The sequence below is a fragment of the Photobacterium alginatilyticum genome, assembly GCF_009910675.1.
GTDB classification, from domain to species: domain Bacteria; phylum Pseudomonadota; class Gammaproteobacteria; order Enterobacterales; family Vibrionaceae; genus Photobacterium; species Photobacterium alginatilyticum.
The window spans coordinates 1-449 of sequence record NZ_RSEJ01000273.1 but is presented as its reverse complement, the minus strand read 5'-3'; the positions used below and the strand labels follow the sequence as shown (position 1 = coordinate 449).

1 pseudogene is annotated in these 449 nt (G+C 49.8%); it reads right to left on the bottom strand.

Annotated features, from left to right (window positions below):
* Nucleotides 1–407, bottom strand: a pseudogene (locus tag EIZ48_RS28750) (bifunctional acetaldehyde-CoA/alcohol dehydrogenase); the annotation flags it as partial.
* Nucleotides 408–449 lie beyond the last annotated feature (42 nt).

Here is a 449-nt window from a genome sequence, read left to right as displayed (position 1 = left end):
AGACGAGKGTCCGATGGCACCGTAATTCCGGCTAAGTCCGCAATATACTTCGCGTCTCTGCCTACAATAGCGGGGTTCATAGAGCCATTAGGGCGTTCCATCACTCTCTTCACGTTATCAAGCTCTGAACCTTGAAGGAAATATCCGCCTTGCGCTTTAAGTGTTGCTCTCACCTGAGCATCAATCACCTTATCGGTAATAATGGCTTGTTCAGAGGCACAGATTGTCCCGTTGTCAAAAGTCTTACTAGCCATTATTTTGGTTACAGCGTCATTGATATCCGCTGTGCGCTCGATATACACAGGGACATTACCGGCACCCACTCCAAGAGCCGGAGTCCCCGAGCTGTATGCAGCTTTCACCATACCTGGGCCACCGGTTGCCAGAATAAGGTCCACTTTTCGCATCAGCTCACCGCTGCCTTCAATCGTTGGGATGTTCATAACACT